Source organism: Saccharomonospora sp. NPDC046836 (assembly GCF_040645195.1).
Lineage (GTDB): Bacteria > Actinomycetota > Actinomycetes > Mycobacteriales > Pseudonocardiaceae > Prauserella_A.
This window is the reverse complement of sequence record NZ_JBEYXW010000023.1, coordinates 60,404-77,696: the sequence shown is the minus strand read 5'-3', so window position 1 is coordinate 77,696 and position 17,293 is coordinate 60,404. Positions and strand designations below refer to the sequence as shown.

The 17,293-nt window shown below is 68.1% G+C and carries 12 protein-coding genes; 4 read left to right on the top strand and 8 right to left on the bottom strand.

The features are described 5' to 3' along the window. Nucleotides 1-117 precede the first annotated feature (117 nt). Nucleotides 118-552 (top strand): Lrp/AsnC family transcriptional regulator, encoded by a 435-nt coding sequence (locus ABZ863_RS24120; protein WP_358539562.1) that lies wholly within the window; start codon nucleotides 118-120, stop codon nucleotides 550-552. On the opposite strand, the gene ABZ863_RS24115 is transcribed toward ABZ863_RS24120, so the two are convergent. Beyond that, entirely contained in the window at nucleotides 539-1,141 is a 603-nt protein-coding gene (locus ABZ863_RS24115; RefSeq protein WP_358539559.1) for an ATP-dependent Clp protease proteolytic subunit, read from the bottom strand. The genes ABZ863_RS24120 and ABZ863_RS24115 overlap by 14 nt on opposite strands. Nucleotides 1,142-1,289: 148 nt before the next feature. Here ABZ863_RS24115 and ABZ863_RS24110 point away from each other — a divergent pair, with 148 nt between their 5' ends. Next, nucleotides 1,290-1,994 (top strand): TIGR02206 family membrane protein, encoded by a 705-nt coding sequence (locus ABZ863_RS24110; RefSeq protein WP_358539557.1) that lies wholly within the window; start codon nucleotides 1,290-1,292, stop codon nucleotides 1,992-1,994. A 130-nt stretch (nucleotides 1,995-2,124) separates the two neighbouring features. Here the strand turns inward: ABZ863_RS24110 and ABZ863_RS24105 are convergent, their stop codons facing one another. Further along, nucleotides 2,125-3,384, bottom strand: a complete 1,260-nt coding sequence (locus ABZ863_RS24105; protein WP_358539555.1) for a multidrug effflux MFS transporter — start codon at nucleotides 3,382-3,384, stop codon at nucleotides 2,125-2,127. A 130-nt stretch (nucleotides 3,385-3,514) separates the two neighbouring features. Continuing rightward, nucleotides 3,515-3,838, bottom strand: a complete 324-nt coding sequence (locus tag ABZ863_RS24100; protein WP_358539553.1) for a putative quinol monooxygenase — start codon at nucleotides 3,836-3,838, stop codon at nucleotides 3,515-3,517. A 92-nt stretch (nucleotides 3,839-3,930) separates the two neighbouring features. Here ABZ863_RS24100 and ligD point away from each other — a divergent pair, with 92 nt between their 5' ends. Continuing rightward, the gene (ligD, locus tag ABZ863_RS24095; protein WP_358539551.1) at nucleotides 3,931-4,863 is read left to right on the top strand and encodes a non-homologous end-joining DNA ligase; all 933 of its coding nucleotides are present in this window, start codon (nucleotides 3,931-3,933) and stop codon (nucleotides 4,861-4,863) included. Here the strand turns inward: ligD and ABZ863_RS24090 are convergent. From ABZ863_RS24090 to ilvA, 5 genes are all read right to left on the bottom strand, one after another. Beyond that, on the bottom strand, nucleotides 4,809-5,873 hold the full coding sequence (locus tag ABZ863_RS24090; protein WP_358539550.1) for a ferric reductase-like transmembrane domain-containing protein: 1,065 nt from the start codon (nucleotides 5,871-5,873) through the stop codon (nucleotides 4,809-4,811). The two genes, ligD and ABZ863_RS24090, sit on opposite strands and share 55 nt — an antisense overlap. 65 nt (nucleotides 5,874-5,938) lie before the next feature. Further along, nucleotides 5,939-8,044, bottom strand: a complete 2,106-nt coding sequence (locus ABZ863_RS24085) for a chitobiase/beta-hexosaminidase C-terminal domain-containing protein (RefSeq protein WP_358539548.1) — start codon at nucleotides 8,042-8,044, stop codon at nucleotides 5,939-5,941. Between the two features lie 171 nt (nucleotides 8,045-8,215). After that, nucleotides 8,216-12,217, bottom strand: coding sequence for a ThuA domain-containing protein (locus tag ABZ863_RS24080; protein WP_358539547.1), 4,002 nt, complete (start codon nucleotides 12,215-12,217; stop codon nucleotides 8,216-8,218). 51 nt (nucleotides 12,218-12,268) lie between these two features. Continuing rightward, entirely contained in the window at nucleotides 12,269-13,285 is a 1,017-nt protein-coding gene (locus tag ABZ863_RS24075) for a multicopper oxidase domain-containing protein (RefSeq protein ID WP_358539545.1), read from the bottom strand. Between the two features lie 405 nt (nucleotides 13,286-13,690). Continuing rightward, on the bottom strand, nucleotides 13,691-14,929 hold the full coding sequence (gene ilvA / locus ABZ863_RS24070) for a threonine ammonia-lyase IlvA (RefSeq protein WP_358539621.1): 1,239 nt from the start codon (nucleotides 14,927-14,929) through the stop codon (nucleotides 13,691-13,693). Nucleotides 14,930-15,760: 831 nt separating this feature from the next. Here ilvA and glnA point away from each other — a divergent pair. Next, nucleotides 15,761-17,185 carry a type I glutamate--ammonia ligase gene (gene glnA, locus ABZ863_RS24065; RefSeq protein ID WP_358539542.1) on the top strand — a complete coding sequence of 475 codons (1,425 nt, stop codon included), beginning with the start codon at nucleotides 15,761-15,763 and terminating at the stop codon, nucleotides 17,183-17,185. Nucleotides 17,186-17,293 lie beyond the last annotated feature (108 nt).

The following is a 17,293-nucleotide window of genomic DNA, read 5'->3' as shown; positions in this document are numbered from 1 at the left end:
CCATCAATGATCGCGTCGTGAGACCGCGGATTGAATACCGGTTCAACGGCCACCGGCATTGCCGGCCTACGATTCGAAGGCGACTCGGGCATGTCACTTCATGATCGGATAGGCACCATGGATGAGACCGACTGGGCGTTGCTGGCCGAGCTGCAGGCCAACTCGCGGCTGTCGTTCAGTGAGCTGTCCCGCCGGGTGCACCTGTCCCCGCCCGCCGTGGCCGAGCGCGTCCGCAGGCTGGAGGAGTCCGGGATCATCACCGGCTACCACGCCCAGGTGGACCTGGCCAAAGCGGGCAAGCCGGTGATCGCCTTCATCCGGATGTCCTGCTACGGCTCCCATTGCGTGCTACGCGATCCGGAGGTGCCGACCTGGTCCGAGGTGCAGGAGATCCACCGCATCACCGGCGACGCGTGCAGCATTCTCAAGGTCGCGGCCGCCTCGATGCCCGCGTTCGAGCAGCTCATCGACCGGCTGGCGCCCTACGGCAAGCCTTCGAGCACCATGGTGCTGTCCACCCCGCTGGCGCGCCGCCCGGTCACGCCGGGCTGACGCGGTTCGGGCTCAGGTGCCCCGCCCGCGAGACGACCTGGTCGATGAAGCCGTACGTCCGGGCCTGCTCAGCTGTGAACCACCGGTCCCGGTCGAAGTCCGCGACGATCCGCTCGACGGTCTGCCCGGTGTGCCCCGCGATGAGCGTCGCCATCTCCTGCTTGTGCAGCCGCAGCATCTCGGCCTGGATGCTGATGTCGGACGCGGTGCCGCCGACTCCCGCGGACGGCTGGTGCATCAGGATCTGGCAGTGCGGCAGCGCGTAACGCTTGCCCGGTGCGCCGGCCGAGAGCAGGAACTGCCCCATTGAGGCGGCCAGGCCCATGCCATAGGTGGCCACATCGCAGTCGACGAGCTCCATCGTGTCGAAGATCGCCAGCCCCGCAGACGTCGAGCCGCCAGGGGAATTGATGTAGAGCGAGATATCGGCAGCCGGATCGTCCGCCGACAGCAACAGCAGCTGCGCGGTGATGCGGTTGGCGACGTCGTCATCGACCTCCTGGCCGAGCACGACGATCCGTTGCCGCAGCAGCCGTTCGTACACCGAGTCCGACAGTGTCACCGAAGAGTTGTTGTGTCCCTGAGCCATACCAGCGGACAGTAGAGCAGATCGACGAGTGTCCACAGTGGTACAACGCCGGATTCGCCCGTAGCGAAAGGATCACCCGGCGTTTTCGCTACCGGCGAAGCCGGGTCTCGCGTGGCAGCATCGGGTTCGAGGGGGCCGGGGAGGCGACGTGACTGCGGGCGAGTTCACCGCATACGGCGGGTCGCACTGGGTGGTGCTCGCCGTCTTCGCGCTGGGGACGGTAGCCGCGGTCGCGGGCGGTCGCCGGTTGCGGAACACTCCGGCAGCACAACCGGTCAGCTGGTGCTTCGCGGCGGTCCTCCTGGTGAGCTTCCTCGTCGTGCGCTTCTACTCGGCGGCGGCCTCTGGCTGGAGCATCGATCGGTCGGTACCGCTGCAGCTGTCCGACCTCGCCGGACCCGTGGCCGCGTATGCCCTGTGGTCGCAGAGCTTCTGGGCCTGCGCGCTCACCTACTACTGGTGCCTGTCGCTGAGCACGCAAGCCTTGTTCACCCCCGTGCTGACGGTCGACTTCCCGCAGCGTGACTTCTTCGCCTTCTGGGGACTGCACCTGTTCGTCGTGTGGGCGGCGATCTACCTCACCTGGGGCCTCGGAATCCGGCCGAACTGGCGGGCCTACCGCATCACCGTCGCCGTCAGCGCGACCTGGGCGGTGACGGCGTTCGTGGTCAACGCCTTCACGGGCAACAATTTCGGCTTCGTCAACCGCAAACCGGAGACCAGCTCGCTGCTCGACCTGCTGGGGCCGTGGCCGTGGTACCTCATCCCCGAGGTCACGCTCGTGCTCGTCGCCTGGGCGCTGATGACCTGGCCCTGGGTTCATGCCCAGCAGCGCCATCCACTGACCCGCTGAGCCTCACCCCGTGGAGTCCCCTGTCCGCCGCACGGGAAGCGGACGCCGGGGCGATCGCCTCCACGGTTCTGGAGGCGATCCCCGACACGCACGCCGAGAACGGCGGGCTGCACGAGCTACGGTGACCGGCTCACACGGCAGCGGCTACCGCACGCACCCGCAGCCGGCGGCGCAGCACGATGGTGCCGAGTGCGGCGAAACCGACCCCCGCACCCGCGGTCATGGTGATCGCCATGGCCGGACCGTCATTGCCGAGCACACCCACCAACGGTGCGATCAGCGCACCGAGCCCGAACTGGACGGCGCCGAGTATCGCCGCGGCCGTCCCCGCCGCCTCCCCGTGCCGGGACAGCGCCAGCGCGGGCGCGTTCGGCAGCACGAAGCCGACCGCGGCCATCACGAACCAGAGCGGCACCACGAAGCCCAGCAGTCCACCCGTGGCCGTCACCGTGAGCACTGTCAGCACGAGCCCGAACACGGTCGCCGCCGCCAGCGCGACGACCACGATCCGTGTGGGGCTGAACCTGGCGAGCAGCGGGACGTTGACCTGGGACGCGCCGATGATGGCCACCGCACCGGCGCCGAACACGAGCGCGAACTGCTGCTGGTCGAGCCCGAACTGCTCCTGCAGGACGAACGACGAGCCGGAGATGTAGGCGAACAACGCCGACATGCCCAGCGCGGCGACCAGGGCGAACACCACGAACTCGCGGTCGGTCACGAGTGCCCGGTAGGTGCGCAGCACGGGCCGGATCTCAGCAGTGCGACGGCGTTCCGGCGGCAACGACTCCGGTAGCGCGAACACGGCGATGAGCAGGAGCAGGACACCGAGCACGGCGAGCGCGCCGAACACGCCCCGCCACGAGCCGGTGAGCAGGATCGCCCCGCCCAGTGTCGGCGCGAGCACGGGCGCCGCACCCATGACGAGCATGAGCCGGGACAGCACGGTCGCCGCGGCGCGGCCGGTGAATAGATCGCGCACCACAGCCATGGCGACGACCATGGTGGCGGCCGCACCGACCCCCTGCAGCGTGCGGAAGAATCCCAGCACGGCGACGTTCGGGGCCAGCAGGCACAACACGGACGCGGCGATGTGCAGCAGCGTGCCGGCGATCAGCGGGCGCCGCCTGCCGACCGCATCGGCCAACGGCCCGACCAGCAGCTGCCCCAGGCCAAGCCCGAGGAGCGTGCCGGTGAGCGTGAGTTGCACCGCCGAGGGCGAGGCGCTCAGGTCAGCGCCGATCTCGGGCAGCGCGGGGAGGTACATGTCAATGGTCAGCGGGCCGAGGGCGATCAGCGCCCCCAGCACGAGGATGATGCGGATCCTTTCGGAGCCACGCGGTTCGACGGTGCGTGCGATGCCGTCCATCACTACCCTTCGGCGGAACATGCGAGCCAGGAAGATCGACGCTGATGCGATGGTCAGCACGCCGATGGCCGACTTTGTTCCCGAACACGCCGAAGCCGCGATGTGGCAGAGGTTACACCGCCGAATATCCGCCACTGTCCACTATCGACAGTCAGGGCACGGCGAGCTCACCCAGCTCGGACCAGTTCTGCTGGGGCACGGTGGTGTTGATAATGCGCGGCGTCTGCGCCAGGTACCGCGGCAGCGTCTGCTGAGCCGCCTTGAAATGTGCGGACTGGACGTGCGCGGCGCCGGCCTCCTCGTCGCGGAAGGCCTCGACGAGGACGTACTCGGCGGGGTCGTCGAGACTGCGGGACCAGTCGAACCAGAGGTTGCCCGGCTCGGCCCGCGTGGCCTCGGTGAACTCACGGGAAACGTCAGGCCACTGCTCGGCGTACTCGGGCCGAACTCGGAACTTGGCGGTAATGAAGATCATGACGCACTCCTTTTCTGAATAGAAAGAGGTTGAGCCACCTCTGATGTTACGGCCGAGGCGACGTGCCGGCGGTTTCCCGCTAGCGTCTGTGCATGGCCAAGGACACCGCCGTTGAGCTCGAGGTCAGCGACCGCACGGTGCGGATCTCCAACCCGGACCGGGTGTACTTTCCCGCCCGCGGGGAGACGAAGCTCGACCTCGCCCGGTACTACCTGTCGGTCGGCGACGGAATCGTGCGCGCGCTGCGGGAACGCCCGTGCATGCTGCACCGCTTTCCGTCGGGAGTCGCAGGCGAGAAGGTGCATCAGAAGCGCATACCGCATGGCGCGCCGCCGTGGCTGGAGACCGTGCGGGTGCACTTCCCCCGGTACAACAGGCACGCCGACGAACTGTGCGTCACCGAGCTGGCCAGCGTCATCTGGGCGGTACAGATGTCCACCGTGGAGTTCCACCCGTGGAACTCGCGCCGGGCCGACACCGAACGCCCCGACGAATGGCGCATCGATCTCGATCCCATGCCGGAGTGCGGTTTCGACACCGTGCGGCGGGTCGCCCACGTCGCCCACGAGGTGCTCGATGAGCTCGGCATCACCGGCTGGCCGAAGACCTCGGGCGGCGACGGCCTGCACATCTATGTCCGGATCGAGCCACGCTGGGGGTTCACCGAGGTCCGCCGCGCTGCGCTCGCGTTCGCCCGTGAGGTCGAACGGCGCGCGCCGGAGGATGTGACGACCACGTGGTGGCGCAAGGACCGCGACCCGGCGATGCTCTTCGTCGACTACAACCAGAACGCCCGCGACCACACGATCGCCAGCGCCTACTCGGTGCGCGGGGTACCGGAGGGGACCGTGTCCACCCCGATCACCTGGGCCGAGGTCGATGACGTCGAGCCGCGGGAGTGCACGATCGCGACGATGCCCGCGCGCTTCGCCGAGCTCGGCGACCTGCACGCGGGCATCGACGACACCGCCTACTCCCTGGAGCCGCTCCTGGAGTGGGCCGACCGCGAGGGCTTGGACGACTGAACCGGGTTCCGCTCGGCGCGCTGCACCACCGCGATCGCGACGGCAACGGCGACCGCGAACACCGCCAGTCCGGCCCAGAGCATGCCGGGGGTCACCGACAACGGGGCGCCCTCACCGCCGGGGGTGCGGCCGCCGTCCCGGCCGGTGATCAGCACCGCGACCACCGCCAGCATCGCTCCCATGGTCACGGTGAGACCCGCCGCCCGTAGCAGCACCGCCCGTACGCCCGTGTACCCGGACCGGCGCAGCCGCTCCCCCGGCCGCGCCGGCGACAAGAGCCGCGCCAGCAGCAGCCCGGCAACCGGCAACTGCAGAGCCCACAGCGTCGTCCGTGGCCAGCCGTCGAACCACACGTTGGTCCCGTACAACAAGGTGTGCCAGACGCTGAGGACGTAGACCACGATGACGAACCGGTGCACGGCCCGCCAGAGCCGGGCGCCCGCACTGGCGCGGAAGTAGTACAGCAGGCCGAGCGGGATCGCCAGGTACAGCGCGAACAGTCCAAGCAGGATCGCCACCCGTCCCGTGCCGCTGCTGTACCCGCCGGGCACGAAGGTGTCGACGAACGCACTCCACACCCGCCCGGCGACACCGAGACCGTCCTCATTGGTCCGGATCATCTCCGCGAAGAACAGCACGGCATGGGCGGCCATCAGCGCGATCGTGGTGAGGCTCGTCGTGCGATGCCACCGCTCCAGTCGCGACGCCGCCACCGGCACCCACCTCGGCCCGGTACCCGAGCGCAGCAGCCCGAGCATCGTGGTCAGCCATGCCCACAGCAGCGCCGACCAGCCGAACGCCTGACACAGCCAGTACATCCAGTAGGCGTTGGCATCGGCGAGGAACGGCATCACCGCCAACGTGGCCGACTCGCCGGAGCGCACGCGCGCGTAGAGCCACGCGAACACGGCGGCGGTGACCACCAGCGCCGCGGTCGCGTCAGGCACAGCGGCACGCAGATCAGCGCGCAGAGCTACCCGGTCCAGACCCTGCCGTGCGGGCGTACCCACCCGTGCCTCCTACTGTTCCGAGCGTCCCCGGCCCGTGCGCTGGGCACGGGCCGGGGACGCGGGTGTCACGCGCCGATACCGGAACGACGCGCGGCGTCGATGATCCGGTCGGCGTCCTTCTTTCCAATGGTGCCCGCCGCCACCAGCTCGCCGGTGACCTCGCGGACGTGCCTGACGAAGGCGTTGTGGTTACCGTACTCGGCATCCTCGGCGATCAGATCGTTGATCGTGCAGCCGTTCCCGGTGTCGATGTTGGCGATTCCGGTGTCGACACGACCGATGATCACCGTCTCCCGGATGTCGGAGCCACGGCAACTGTCGTTGTCGTAGTCCACGATCGTGAACGTCGCCGAACCCACCTCGGAGGTGTTGCCCGCATTGTCCGTCGCGCGGTAGCGCACCGTGTACACGCCGGCGTCCGCCACTGTCAGCGGAATCCGGTAGGGCCGGAAACTACCCTCGTTGAAGCTGTACTCGATGGCCGCGACGCCGGACTCGGCATCCTGCGCGGTGATGGTGACCTTCGCCGACTCGATGTAGTTCCAGTCCGCGTCCATCTCACCGGAGAGCGCCACCGCCACCTCGGGTGGCGTGGTGTCCTCCTGCATACCCTCCACCACGGTGAACGTCACCGAACCCACCTGCGAGACGTTGCCCGCATTGTCGGTGGCCCGGTAGCGCGCCGTGTGCTCACCGAGTGCCGTTACCGGAACCGGCTCGGTGTAGGCCGTGAAGTCACCACCGTCCAGTGCGTACTCGATCGAGGCGACACCGGACTCATCGTCCACAGCGGACACAAGCATGGTCGCTGTGCCAACATAGTCGCCGGACTCGTCCTGCTCACCGGTGACCTCGGCCGACACCTGCGGCGCAGTGGAGTCCTCCGAGCCGGCCACCACGGTGAACGACGTGGAGCCCTCCTCCGAGGTGTTACCCGCGTGGTCCGTGGCCCGGTGACGTACCGTGTGCTCACCCACCATCGTCACCGCGAACGGCTCACTGTAGGCAGTGAACTCACCACCGTCGAGCGAGTACTCCACACTGTCCACACCGGATTCCGCATCGTGTGCGGTGAGCGTGACCGTGGCCGAGCCCAGGTAGTTGCCCTGCTCGTCCTGTTCACCGGCGACCTCGGCCATGACGTGTGGCGGAGTGGTGTCACCGGGCGGCGGCTCCACCACGGAGAAGGTCACGAAGCCGACCTGAGAGGTGTTGCCCGCGTTGTCGGTGGCCCGGAACTGTACCGAGTGGTCGCCGATCTCGGACACCCTGACGGGAGCGGTGTAGGGCACGAAACCCCTGTCGTCCACTTCGTACTCGATGCCGGCCACGCCGGACTGGGTGTCGGTCGCCCTCACCGTCACCGTGGCCGAACCGAAGTAGTTGCCCTGCTCGTCCTGTGTCCCGGTGACCTCGGCCGACACCTCCGGCGGGGTTGTGTCGTCCGGTGCCGGTTCGACGACCGTGAACGTCACCGAGCCCACCTCGGAGATGTTGCCAGCGTTGTCGGTGGCCCGAAACCGTACAGTGTGGTCACCGGGTTCGGTCACCGCCACTGGCTCCGCGTAGGGCTGGAACGCGCCGTCATTGAGTTGGTACTCCACTGTGGACACACCGGATTCGGCATCCTCCGCCGCGATGGCGACCGTCGCCGAGCCGAGGTAGTTGCCCTGCGCGTCCTGGTCACCACTGACCTGGGCGGACACCGTTGGCGCGGTGGTGTCCTCGCCACCGCCCTCGGTGACCGTGAGCACGCCGGTCATCTGACCGTGGCCGGGTAGTGCACAGTAGAACCGGTACTGTCCGGGCGAGAGGTTCACCTCGACCTCGTACCGTCCACCGTTGGCGTCGAACGGGCTCGCCAGGATGTTGAGGTTCACGTCATGGTTGTAACCCGGCGTCGACGTGTCGAACGTGAGCGTGTGCGGCATGCCTGTCGTGTTGCCGGTCGCCGCGCTGTTCTCGAACACGATCGTCGCGGCACCGGCCGTCGCCGACGTCGCTACCGAGGCATACGCGGTGATGCTGTCATTGGCCGTCCAGGTCAGCACCTGCTGCTGAGCTGCCTGAGCAGTCTGCTGTGCCTGTTGCTCGGCCAGCGATGCCGGCACCACCCACAGCGCCACCAGCAGCATGCTCAGCATGCCGACGGTCGTCCTGCGTGCGGCCACGCCAAGGCGCGGCGCCTCTCTCCGGCGGCGCCCGCGCAGGGCTGCCCGTAATCGTCGAAACGTCTCCAATGCTCCGCCTCTCGTGAGTGGGGGGTGCCCGCACGGCCCCCGGTGGAGGCCGGCCGGCGCGGGCTGATCGCACGTCGTGCCCGCGCCGGCCGGCTGCCTCGGTTACAGCTCCCGCACGCGGATGTTGCGGAACTCGATCACGTCGTTGTTCCCGTGGTTCTGCAACCCGATGAACCCGTTGCGGAACTGCCGCTGATCCGTCGGCGGATCACCGGCACGGGACGACTGGATGCCCGGCGCGTTCTCGAACTCGTTGATGACCACGCCGTTGCGGATGATCGTGTAGTGCTGGCCGACCACCCGGATCTCGTAGGTGTTCCACTGTCCCTTCGGCGTCGTTCCGGCGTCACCGAGACCGACCGGGTCGAAGTTGTAGATCGAACCGGTCTTCTGCGGTTCACCGGACTCGCCGTCGTACATCTGCACCTCGTGTCCACAGTAGATCGCCACCCACGCAGGGGACGTCCGTGCGGCGCCGACGGTGCCACAGCTGCCCGCGGGCCGCTGTTCGAGCGGGGTGTTGGGGTTCGGGAAGCGCACGAAGACACCGCTGTTCGCACGATGCGGATCTGGTGAGCTGTCCCGGAACTCCAGCTTCAGCGAGAAGTCGCCGTACGGGCGCGCCGCGTACCACAGCATGCCCAGTCCGCCCTCGCTGCGCAGCAGACCGTCCTCGCCGAGTACGAACCGCCCGCCAGGCGCCTGTTCCCAGCCACGCAACGAACCGGATGTCCCGTTGAAGATCGGCTCGTAGCCACGGTCGTTCTTGCCACCGATGCCGGACTGGCTCGCCGCGTTGATCAGCGCGGTGCGCTCGGCATTGGTGATGACACCGTCCTTCCTGAGCTTGCCGGCGACGTCGCTGACGTGTTTGACGAACGCGTTGGCGTTGGACCACGTGCTCTCGTCGTCGATCAGGTCGTTGACCGTGCAGCCGTTGCCGACCTCGTGGTTGGTCACCCCGGTGTCGGTGTCACGCAGCCACACTTCGTCCCGCGTGTCCGGCACCTGGCAGCCGACCGTGGCCTCCGTGGTCGTGGTGGCCTTCTCCCCGTCGGCGTAGGTCACCGTCAGCTTCGCCTGGTAGGTGCCCACGGAGTCGTAGACGTGCACCGGGTTGGCCTCGGTCGATGTCGCACCGTCACCGAAGTCCCAGCGGTAGGAGACACCACCGGACTTGGCTCCGTTGAACGCCATGGTCAGCGCCTTGTTCTGCACCGCCGTCGCCGACGCGGCAGGGGCCGGGGTGGCCGGGCCGCCCTCGTAGGTGATGCGGATCAGCTTCTGGTTGTTGCTGAGGCTGAAGAACCCGCTGCCGTAGTCGATCAGGTACAGCGCACCGTCCGGACCGAACTTCGCGTCCATCCAGCTCTGCAGCTGCTCGCTGCCACCGCCACTGCGGATGATCTTGCGCAGGTCCTCGCCGAACAGCGGGGGACCCTGCTCGGCCACCGTGTCCGGGTTCACGGTCACCGCGACCCGGTTGTTGGCGCCGCACTCGTCACCGATGAACCACTTGTTGTTCCAGTGCTCCGGCCACGCCACCGTGCTGTCCGGGTCCACTTGCGACCGATGGTAGGTCGGCCCCGGCATGATCGCCTGGCAGCCACCGGTGAAGTACGGCTGCGTGTAAGTCGAATCCGCCGCATCGTAGGTCGGCACACCACTGCCGTCCGCCCGCTCGGGGAAGATCGGCCCACCACCCTGCGGCGAGTACCAGATCATGTTGTCTCGTGCGGGCGGGATGTCCACCAGGCCGGTGTTGCGCGGCGAGGTGTTCTTCAGGTTGTCGCAGTCGTACCAGCCGGTCAGGACCGAGGCATCGGTGTTGCTGCGGTCACGGTAGGGCTGTTTGTTACCCATGCAGTAGGGCCAGCCCTGGTTACCGGCCGAGGTGATGATCGTCGCCGTCTCGTACTTCGCCGGCCCGAGCTCGGGGCTCGGGGCGCCCGCGTCCGGACCGACCCAGCCGGTGGTGAGCCAGCCGTTGACCGGGTCGATCTCGAGCCTGGTCGGGTTGCGGACACCCATCACGTAGATCTCCGGCCGGGTCTTGCCGTCCGGATCCTCCGCTTCGGGGAAGAGATTGCCCTCCGGGATCGTGTAGGTACCGTCGTCCTCCGGGTGGATTCGCAGGATCTTGCCGTTGAGATCATTGGTGTTGCCGGAGGTCCGGCGCGCGTCCTGGAAGGACACTCCCTGGTAGTCCTGGGTCCAGTTGTTGCCCGAGTAGCCGCTGGAGCCCTGTGAGGAGTTGCTGTCCCCGACAGCGACGTAGAGATTGCCTTCGTCGTCGAAGTCCATCCCGCCACCGGCGTGGCAGCAGCTGTGGATCTGCGTGTCCCACGACAGGATGTCCTTGCGGCTACCGAGGTCGATCGTGTCCGCGGCCGCATCGTAGGTGAACCGCGAGACGGTTCGCTGACCGATCCGCGTTTCGCGGTCGATCGACTCGTACGGCATCCAGTAGACGTAAAGCCACCCGTTGTCCTCGAAATCGGGATCCAGGGTGATGCCGAGCAGGCCCTCCTCGGTCTTGACCAGTTCGTCACCGCTACCGCGGTTACCGAACACGTCCAATGTGGTCACCAGCTTGACCTGTTCGGACTCTGGGTCCCACTGGTGGATGGTGCCGCAGCCACGGCCCACGTTCGGGTCGTCCCAGCTGGCGATCGGGCCGGTGGCACAGGCTGCCTTGCCGACGTAGAACACCGTGCCGTCGGGCGCGATGGTCATCCCGTGCATCTCGCCGGACTGGTCGAGCTGGCCCTGCTGGTTCTGGCCGGTGAGGCGCTCGGTCTTGTAGTTGGCCGCGATGCTCGCCTGACAGTCACCACGCACCATGCCGGTGGTCCACTTCAGAGCACCGAGCAGGTGCGTGCGGAAGTTCGCCTCGCCATAGGCCTCGGCGGTACCGCCCATTCCTGTGTAAAAGGACCGGCCACCGTCGTAGTCACGGCACCAGGAGATCGGATGGAACGCACCGTTACCGCCTTCACCGGCGTCGTAGGTGTGCTCCTGGACCTGGGCGACGGTGTGGACCTCGCCAGTGGGGTTGCTCTCCCAGTTGAGCCATCTGTCCGTGCGGGTCCAGGTGGCCGGAAGCCCCGCGTTGGCGGGGTGGTTGCCGTCGACGACGCTGACCACCGCCTCCTGAGGCTGCGGCTCCGGCGGCGGCTCGGCGTCGGCGGTGTAGAGCTCCAGCTCGGCGAGCTGGATGAGCGGCTCGCCGTTGTTGGCCGTGATGTCGAGCCGGTAGTGCTGGTAGGCCTGGGTGTTGTCGAAGCGGTACTCCTTGGTCTGGAAGGGATCGGGGAACGTCTGCCCCGTCTGCCGGTCCAGATCGGTCCAGGTCTGCCCATCCGCCGAGCCCTGCAGGGTCCAGTCCCGCGGGGACCGTCCGGGGTAGTCGTTGGCGGAGGTCAGCGCGTAGTGCGCGATCGCGGCGGGTTCGGCGAGCTGCACCGTGACCCATCCGGTGCGCGCGAAGGTCAGCCACTTGGTGTTGGCAGCGCCGTCGACGAGCTTGTCCTTGGTCTCGTTCGGCGGGTTCTCGCCGCTCGCGGTGACCTCGACGACCTCCTGCGGAGTCGGCCGGGCACCCGCGGGCCGGGCGCCGATCAGGCCGCTGAACCAGTTCGAGCGCTCCTGCGCCTTGGCCGCGTCACGGACGCCGAGGAAGCCTCCGCCGTCCTGGATGTAGCGCTGCAGCGCCGACTCCTGGCCGGCGTTCAGCTCGGCGCCCGTGGCGGAGAGGAACACCACGCCGCGGTAGCGCTGCAGGTTCTGCGTCGTGAACACCGCCGGATCGGTGGCCTTCTCGACGGTGATGCGGTTGCGCTCGCCGAGCTGTGTGATGGCATCGGCCGCCTGCGCCACCGGATCGTCCTGTTCGGACACCGGGCCGTGGAACACGAGCACGGTCACCGCGTTGGCGGTGGGCCGGGCGTCTGCGGTCTGCTCCTGCTGTGCCGCCCCGATCGCCGGGATCGCGGAGAGACCGAGCGCGAGCACCGCGCTCATCAGCAGGATTATCTTGCGCCGTAACGGTTTCGGTGCTGCCCGCCCGTTACGGGATCGTAGTGCCGAACCTCTTCGACCCATCCGGAGCTCCTTTGCTGGTCCGCCGAACTGTCCGTGCTGGCGACGGCCTGGTCAGTGGCCGCCGTGCCCGCCGTGGTGCTGGTAGTAGCGATCGAGCGCGTCCTGTGCCCCCTCGGGCATCGAGCCATCGGAGTTACGGACGAGGAACACGCCGGCCATGCCGCCGTCGGAGTGGAACTGGACGTGGCAGTGGTACATCCATGCGCCCGGCCCAACACCCTCACCGGCGATCACCTGGAAACCAAAGGAGTCTCCGGGGTTGAGGTCCCGGGTGTCGACCACGCGGGTGGTGTCCTCGGCACTGGTGAGGTAGCCGGTGCGGTTGTCGGCCCAGCGGTGGGCGTGCAGGTGGAAGGTGTGCAACTGGTTGAAGTGTCCAATCGCGACGAACTCCACCCGCTCCCCGTGCCGCGCCTCCAGCAACGGCACCTCGGGAGCCACCTTGTTGTTGATCGTCATGTCGTTGAACACGACCGTGAACTGCTTGTCCGGCAACAGATCGCCCCTGCGCCGGACGATCAGCGCACCGTAGAGCCCACGCCGGATTCCCTCGGTGCCGTGCTCGCCGTCCATCGCGTGATCGTGGTAATGCCAGTACCCCGCACTGCCGGGAACCCACCGGCCGTTCGCGGCCTTGTAGGGCGCCTTGGTGCGCCACTGGTAGACGCGTCGCTGTCCCGGCTCGTTGAACGACGCGTTGAACGGGCTGCCGTCGGAATCGGTGCTGTAGTCCACGCCGTGCGGATGGATCGACAGCCGCTTGTCGGTGTTGTTGACCAGGTCGATCTCAAGGGTGTCGCCCTCCCAGATCTCCAGGATCGGTCCGGGAACGGTGGCCTGCCCCGGCGCGAGCCCGTAGCCGACCAGGCCGCCGGACAGTTCCTCGGCGTACATGGTGATGCGACGGGTCGCGGCGGCGGCCCGGACGGCCGGTTCCGGAGCCGCTGCGGCGGTGATGCCGGTTGCGACGGCCGGGACGACCACGCCCGCCGCGGCAGCACCCGCCAGCATCGACCGGCGAGATACCCGCCGCGGCGAGCCGCCGGTCTCAGCGCGTTGTTCAACCATGGGGTCTCCATTCAGCAGCACCCCGGGCAGGCCGCACCGGGGAGATCGGGATGGGGAGTCCGCCCTGGCGCGAAGCCGCGGGCGACAGATCGGCGAGACGGAAACGCGGGGGCGGCGGCGGGCCCGGACCTGGCTGGCGGGGCAGGCGAATCGGCAACAGCCACCGTGGTACTCGCGCGTGCTCGACCTGTCCCGACGTCCGGTTCACGCCTGCCTCGCCTTCACCGCCGAGGGTTTCCGTCGGGACGTTAATTACTTCCGGTGCTCCCGTAAATATCTACGGTTGATAAAACCCAACTTATGCTGCGTTAAGACAGAAGTTCTAGCACGGATGGAGCAAACCACTGCGGCCGATGCGCCTACTGCGCAACTCGCGGGCCAGAGCGGGGGACTCGCGGGCAGGTGTCAGATAAGGAAGGTGAACAGCGGGCTGTCCGGCGACACCCGCTCGATGCGGTGCGGCGCTGCCTGCATCCGCTTCAGCATGGGCTCCAGGTTCTCCGGCGCACCGAGCTCGACGCCCACCAGCGCAGGCCCGGTCTCGCGGTTGTTCCGCTTGACGTACTCGAACAGCGTGATGTCGTCGTCCGGTCCGAGCACATCGTCGAGAAACCGGCGCAGCGCCCCCGGCTCCTGCGGGAACTCCACCAGGAAGTAGTGCTTGCGGCCCTCGAAGACCAGCGCCCGCTCGACGATCTCGGCGTACCTGCTGACGTCGTTGTTCCCGCCCGAGAGGATGCACACCACGGTGGCACCGGCGGGCAGCCCGAGGTCCAGCGCGAGCGCCGCAGGCGCGAGCGCGCCCGCCGGCTCGCTGATGATCCCGTCGGACTGGTACAGATCGAGCATCTCCACGCAGATCCGCCCCTCGGGCACGGCGACCAGCCTCGGCCGTTGCTCGGCGGCGATCGCGCAGGTGTACCGCCCGACCTCGCGCACGGCCGCGCCGTCCACGAATGGGTCGATGTGGTCCAGCGCCACCGGCCGCCCCGCCGCCAGTGCCGCCGCCATGCTCGCGGCGCCGAGGGGCTCCGCGCCGATGACCGGCACGTCCGGGTGTGTCTCGCGCAGCCACGCCAGCGTGCCGGCGAGCAGCCCGCCACCGCCGACCGGTACGACAATGGCGTCCGGCGCGCGGCCGAGCTGCTCGATGACCTCCTTGACGACGGTGCCCTGCCCGGCGATCGTGCGCGGATCGTCGAAGGCGGGGATCAGGATGCTGCCGGAGGCGTCGGCGTGCGCCCGCGCGGCCGCGGCCGCGTCGTCGTAGGTCTCCCCCTCGACCACGATCTGCACCTGCCTGCCACCCAGCCGCGCCACCCGGTCGCGCTTCTGCCGGGGCGTCGTCCGTGGCAGGTAGACCCGTGCACCGACACCGAGGGAGGCGCACGCGAAGGCGACACCCTGGCCGTGGTTGCCCGCGCTCGCACAGACCACGCCCCGTTCGCGCTGCTCGGGGGTGAGTCCGCTGACGAAGTTGTACGCGCCGCGCCCCTTGTAGGAACGGACGGCGTTGAGGTCCTCGCGCTTGAGCCAGACGTCCAGGTCGTACCGCGTCGACAGGCGCTCGTTGCGCTGCAACGGGCTCGGCGGAATCAGTGCCGCGAACCGGCGCGCCGCCTGCACGACATCGGCCACGCTCACCACACCCGCGTCCGGGTGCGTCCCCGGCGCCCCGTCAGACAACCCATCCTCCTGCCGTACGTTCGACCCGCTCCCGCTCACCTGGCCGTCACTCATCGTGCGCGAGATTCGCAATCTACCGGCCAGCCCACGCAGGGCTCGCGAGTCCCCCGCCCAGGCACGCGAGTCCCCCGCTCCCGTCGGCGAGTCCCCCGCCCAGGCCGGCGAGTCCCCCGCTCGGACACGCGAGCTGCCCGCTGCGGTCCGCGAGTTGCCCCCAGTCTCGCGAGTCCCCCGCTCAGGTTCGCGAGTCCCCGTTCCCGGCCGTGAGCCACCCATCCGGCCCCGCGCCGCACACCGAGTTGCGCGCCGACAGCGCCAGTCGGCTGGGCTAGCTCCCGGCCTGACGAGGGCAACTCGCCCCGGGAGCGGGCATTTCACGCACCAGAGCGGGCAACTCGCGCGTCGGAGCGGGCAACTCGCGCGTCGGAGCGCGCAACTCGAGCACCGCAGCGGGGGATTCGCGCTCCCGAGCGGGCATTTCGCCTGCCGCGGCGGGAAACTCGAGTGCGGGACTGGGCATCTCGCGTGCCCGGGCGGGGGACTCGCGTGCTGGAGCGGGGGACTCGCGTGCTGGAGCGGGGGACTCGCGCTCGCCGTGCACACCGGCATTTGGCAACCGTCTGTTGTGGACGTTGCACGAGGGGTGAGCGGCACCGCCGACGCTGGTACCGCACCTCACCCGCCTGATAGGCTCCGAAGTCGACCTGGCTGCCCGTACCGCGTGCGAGCAGCAGGGGCACTCTCCTCGCCACGGCCGACCGTCCCAGGCCCGCAAAGGAGCAAGCGCCGATGTTCACTACAGCCGATGACGTGTTGCGGTTCATCGCCGACGAGAACGTCGAGTTCGTCGACGTCCGGTTCTGCGACCTACCCGGCATCATGCAGCATTTCACCGTTCCGGCCACGACCTTCGACGCCGAGTTGTTCGAGAGCGGCGTGGCGTTCGACGGGTCCTCGGTGCGGGGTTTCCAGTCGATTCACGAATCGGACATGCTGCTTCTTCCGGACCCCTACACCGCACGCCTCGATCCGTTCCGGGCCCGCAAAACCGTGCTGATGAACTTCTTCGTGCACGATCCGTTCACCCGCGAGCCCTACAGCCGCGACCCGCGCACCATCGCGCGCAAGGCAGAGGACTACATCGCCGAGTCCACCATCGCCGACCGCGCCTTCTTCGGCCCCGAAGCGGAGTTCTACATCTTCGACTCCGTGCGCTACGACAACACGGAAAACCAGGCGTACCACCACATCGACTCGGTCGAGGGTTGGTGGAACACCGGACGTGAGGAGCCCGGCGGCAACCTCGGGTACAAGACTCCCTACAAGGCGGGCTACTTCCCCGTGCCGCCACGTGACCACTTCGCCGACCTGCGCGACGACATGGTGCACGGCCTCGCGGGCGTGGGTATCGAGGTCGAGAAGGCGCACCACGAGGTCGGCAGCGGCGGCCAGGCCGAGATCAACTACCGGTTCAACACGCTGCTGCACGCGGCCGACGACCTCCAGCTTTTCAAGTACATCGTCAAAAGCACGGCATGGGCAGCCGGGAGGACCGTCACGTTCATGCCGAAACCGCTGTTCAACGACAACGGTTCCGGCATGCACTGTCATCAGTCCCTGTGGGACGAGAACGGCCCGCTGTTCTACGACGAAACCGGCTACGGCGGCCTGTCCGACCTCGGGCGGCACTACGTCGGCGGGCTCCTTCACCACGCACCGAGCCTGCTGGCGTTCACCAACCCCACCGTGAACTCCTACCACCGGATGGTTCCCGGCTTCGAGGCACCGATCAACCTGGTCTACTCGCAGCGCAACCGCTCGGCCTGCGTCCGCATCCCCGTCACCGGCTCCTCCCCCAAGGCCAAGCGCATCGAGTTCCGCTGCCCCGACTCCGCCGGCAACCCGTACCTGTCCTTCTCCGCGATGGTCATGGCGGGGCTCGACGGCATCAAGAACAAGATCGAGCCCCCGCCACCCATCGACAAGGACCTCTACGACCTGCCACCGGAGGAGGCCCGCGATGTCGCCCAGGTACCGGCTTCGCTCGAGGACGTGATCGACCGCCTCGAAGCCGACCACGAGTACCTGCTCGCCGGCGGAGTGTTCACCTCCGACGTCATCGAGACCTGGATCGACTTCAAACGCGAACATGAGATCGACCCGATGCGGCTGCGCCCGCATCCCTACGAGTTCGCGCTGAACTACGACGTGTGAGCCCGAGTCGGTTTGGCGTGCCCCATCAGCTCGAGAGTAGGCTGTGTTTCACCCCACAGGGCAGGAAATTCACAGTCAGGCCTTCCTTTCCGAGAAGGCGCACAATCG